This is a genomic window from Sphingobacterium shayense, assembly GCF_013179575.1.
GTDB classification, from domain to species: Bacteria; Bacteroidota; Bacteroidia; order Sphingobacteriales; family Sphingobacteriaceae; genus Sphingobacterium; species Sphingobacterium shayense.
This window is the reverse complement of sequence record NZ_JABMCQ010000238.1, coordinates 1-4,551: the sequence shown is the minus strand read 5'-3', so window position 1 is coordinate 4,551 and position 4,551 is coordinate 1. Positions and strand designations below refer to the sequence as shown.

Annotated in this window: 2 protein-coding genes; both read left to right on the top strand. The window is 47.9% G+C overall.

Going from position 1 to position 4,551, the window contains the following annotated elements:
• A partial coding sequence (locus tag HP439_RS17955; protein ID WP_172391710.1) for an SDR family NAD(P)-dependent oxidoreductase occupies positions 1 to 928 on the top strand: 928 nt, incomplete at its 5' end.
• 19 nt (positions 929 to 947) lie between these two features.
• Positions 948 to 4,551, top strand: a 3,604-nt coding sequence (locus tag HP439_RS17950) for a type I polyketide synthase (RefSeq protein WP_172391709.1), incomplete at its 3' end; no start/stop codon positions are given.

Here is a 4,551-nt window from a genome sequence, read left to right as displayed (position 1 = left end):
GGTCGAAACGGTTTATGAGAATGAGCAGCGCTATGCGATAGATCTTGTGCCTGCTTTACTGTCTACTGGTGCTCCAGGCATTCGGTTAGATAGAGAGTCCGTGGTATTAGTTCTTGGCGGGGGACAAGGGATAACTGCTGAACTTGTTAAACATGTTTCTCAGGCCTATCCTTGTACATACATCCTGGTAGGACGGTCGGCAGACCCGCGCGAGGAGCTCACGACGGAGACGCAGATTGCACAGACTGGACAGATGCACACTCCTACCCAGATTAGAACCCATCTCATAAAGTCTGGCGTATATACTTCCGCTGCGGAAATAGAAAAGGAGACCGTCCGTATTTTTAAAAACAACCAAATTTTAACTACTATCCAGGAAATGGAACGACTGGGCAGTACGGTTGTTTACAAATCGCTTGATCTTACCGATGAGCATGGAGTAGCCGAACTGTTAGCGTATATCTACAAAAAATACGACCGCCTCGACGGGGTTGTCCACGGGGCGGGCCTTTTGGAAGATAAGCTTTTTAAACAAAAGACGGTAGATTCATTTCGCAGAGTGTTCGATACGAAGGTAAAGCCGATGCGTATACTTGCCGAGCAGCTGCGTTCGGATTGCCAGTTTGTTGTTCTGTTTTCGAGTATAGCCTCCGTTTATGGAAATAAGGGGCAAACGGATTATGCTGCGGCAAACAGCGTTCTAGATGATTATGCCTTCGTATTAAATAAACGTATAAACGGGAGAGCAATCTCTATCAATTGGGGACCCTGGAAAGGTGCGGGGATGGTTTCCCCAGCGCTCGAGGCAGAATACGCGCGCAGGGGTATTTCTTTAATACCGCTGGAAGAAGGAAAGAGGGCTTTTCTCAACGAGCTAATGTATGGGACGGAAAGTCAAGTGTTAATCATGTCGGGCGATAAATGGTAATCTACGGTATAACAGCAGCATGAAGAAATCAGATGTGGCCGTAATTGGATTGTCTTGTGTGTTCCCGGGAGCACCGGATGCCGAAACTTTCTGGCAAAATATTATAGGCAAAATAGATTCAACAGGACCTGTACCTGGAGACCGGATAGATCCGGTACATTTTAGCGATTCGGCTAACTCTGTCGATCGTTTTTATTGCGGGCGTGGAGGATTTATTCCAGAGCACGAAATCGATCCGACAATGTTCGGTCTATTGCCGATAGCTGCTCAGGGCACCGAGCCAGATCATTTGCTAACGCTGGATTTGGTTGCAAAGGCGCTAGCGGATGCTGGTGTGTTCGATAAAAAGGTATCACTAGAGAAGACGGGGATTATCATCGGAAAGGGAAACTATGCTGGCCCGGGTGCAACGCGTGCGATCGAGATCGTACGCACGGGGGAACAGATATCTTCGCTACTGAAGGAACTATTACCCGAGATCCCTGCGGCAGATATTGAAAAAGTTAAGCGGGCCTACCAAGAGCGGAAAGGGCGCTTTGGAGCGGATACCGCTATGGGCTTAATCCCTAATTTAGTAGCCTCGTTAGTGGCGAACCGTTTTAATTTGGGCGGCACTGCCTTTACCGTAGACGCTGCCTGTGCGAGCGCATTGATTGCAGTGGATCATGCCTTGCAGGAACTTCACAGAGGACGGTGCGATATGGTGGTCGCCGGTGGGGTGCACACTGGGCAGAATGCCGCTTTTTGGAGTATTTTTACGCAGCTCGGCGCTTTGTCGCGAAAGCAGCAGATTATGCCGTTTAGTAAAGATGCGGACGGACTGCTTATTGGTGAGGGTTGTGGATTTGTCGTTTTAAAGCGGCTAGAAGATGCTGTCCGGGACCACGATAAGATTTATGCTGTCATTAAAGGCGCTGGTGTAGGCAGCGATGGCAATGGTACAAGCGTTATGAGTCCATCGGTGAAAGGACAGCTTCAGGCATTGGAGCAGGCGTGGGTCGCTGCGGATATTGATAGGCAGCAGATTGGTTACCTGGAAGCGCACGGCACCGGCACGCCGCTGGGGGATAAAACGGAACTCCAAACGTTAGCTCAATTTTTTGGAAAACAGCAGGAGCTGCCTTTAGCGGGGATAGGGTCCGTTAAATCTAATATAGGGCACGCGATGCCTGCCGCAGGAATCGCAGGATTAATTAAAACCTGTCTGGCGCTGTATCATGATATCATGCCTCCTACCTTGCATTGTGAAACTCCCGCATCCGAGATGGGGCTTACACGGTTTGCTCCGGTGCAGGAAGCTACATCTTGGTCGCGGACAGGCCTGCCCAAAATCGCTGCCGTAAATGCTTTTGGCTTTGGCGGAATTAATGCACACGTTGTGCTTCAGGGGTACGATGCCCCTAAAAAAGATCCTGTCCTATTGTTAGCGCGAGCCTCCCAGGATGAATTGTTAGCCGCTTTGCATAACCGAGAGAAATCGATAGGAGAGGGAAAATATCGAATTGCCATTTTCGACCCCACCCCCCAGCGGATTGAAAAGGCGATCAAGATTGTAACCAGGAACAATCCTTGGCGAAATAAACAGGATATTTGGTTTACCCCCGAGCCCCTGCTTTTGGAAGAAGGGAAAATAGCTTTTATTTTTCCGGGTTTAGATGGATTAGGAAAGGGGGAGGTGGACAGCGTGAGCAAGTATTTTGGGATCGCAAGTCCTATAGCAACACAGGGGGAGGGACTGTTAAGTGAGGCGCTCGGAGTCTTCAACTCATGCAGTGTTCTAGATGGCGCATTGAAAAAGCTTGGAATAGTTCCGGATATGAATGCGGGACATAGTCTCGGCGAGTGGTTGGCAGCATATTCCTCGGAGCTTGCTGACGCCAGTTCGGTCCAAGGCTTAATTGATAATCTTAATCCCACGACTTTCGAGCTAAGGGATTCCAAGTTTATTGCAATTGGTATAGGACTTGCTGAAATTACGCCATTGATTGAACATATTCCCGATCTCTATCTTTCGATCGACAATTGCCCGCACCAAGTGATTCTTTGCGGTAGTAATACGGCGCTGGAAGAATTAATTCCGCTATTAAAATCAAAGCAAATATTCCATCAGGTTTTACCTTTCCAATCTGGATTTCATTCCCCTTTTGTCGCAGGGAGACTCGACGAGATATTGGCGGGTATGGAGAATATTCAATTTCAAGAAACGAAGATTCCTTTGTGGTCCGCTACGACGCTTGCGCCTTATCCTTCGGGACTGCAGGAGATTCGAAAATTGAGCGCTGAACACTTGGTTCAACCTGTTCGATTTAGAGAGCTAATCGGAAAATTGTACGATCAGGGGGCGCGGTTCTTTATCCAAGTTGGTACAGGCGGTTTGGTCGGCTTTGTGGATGATACCTTAAAAGGAGAATCGTATAGCGCTTTAGCATCGAGCGTTGTCACGCGTTCCGCATTTGCTCAACTGCAGCGGGTGGTTGCCGCATTGTTTGTTGAAGGCAAAGCCGTTGCGATCGATTTCCTGAACGTACAGAATCCGGTACAAAAGAGGGCAGGAAAGGGTATCACCTTAGAGTTTGGTTCGCCAATAGTTCGTGATTTTGAAGAGGTGAAAGCGCTAGGGAGCCGCCTCGCTGAACGAAAAGCGGATCCGCTTCCCGTGGTAGCGCGAAGTACGGATCACCCCTTAGTTCAGGCCTTTCAGGAGAATATCGCCGATATGATTAGCATGCAGAATGAAGTTTTGAGTTTGTTTCAAAATCAAACCCAGCTAGCTATGCGCACTGAGAAGACACCAATGCTAACCCAGGAATCCTTCTCAAAACTATTACAGGTCAATTTAAAGAGTCATCCTTATTTAATCGATCATAGTTTGCTCAGGCAACCTGCTGGATGGCCCCATATCGCCGATATGGAGCCCGTCATCCCAATGACTATGATCTTTGAGGTATTCGCAGAAATAGCACAGGGCGAGGCGCAGAATACACGGGTTCATAAAATTATGAACGTAAGCGTGTTTCAATGGATGAACGTGGCAAATTCGTTTGAAAAAACGGTGAAGGGTGAGTGGCTGGACGTGAACCATGCCTATGTTGATATTGAAAACTTCGCCAGCGCGGAAGTTTTATTAACCGGCTCATCGGTACCTGCTCCAACGGTAAATTGCATGATTGGTGACCTTTTACCTATTACCCGGACGCCAGAGGAAATCTATGAGAAGCATCTGTTTCATGGAGAGGCATATCAGGGCATTGTAGAGGTGGCAGCAGTTGGCACCAAAGGAATAACAGGACGGATCAAAGGAAATGGCGGCAAAGGATCACTGCTCGATAATGCAGGACAACTGTTCGGCTTATGGCTGCAGCTTACTTTGTCCAAAGATCGGATTGCTTTTCCTGTTAAAATTAAGGAAATTGAATTTTTTGCCGATATGGACGATCAAGCAGGGGAATTCGATTGCAGTTGTGAGCTTACGGATTTAAATGATGAGTTTGCTGTCGCTAACATAATCCTTGAGCGTGAGGGAAAAGTATGGTGCTTAATCAGGGGATGGCAGAACAGAAGGCTAGAAATTGATGAGCCGTTATGGAATGTGTCCATGTCTCCATTGCATAACCGCCTTTCCA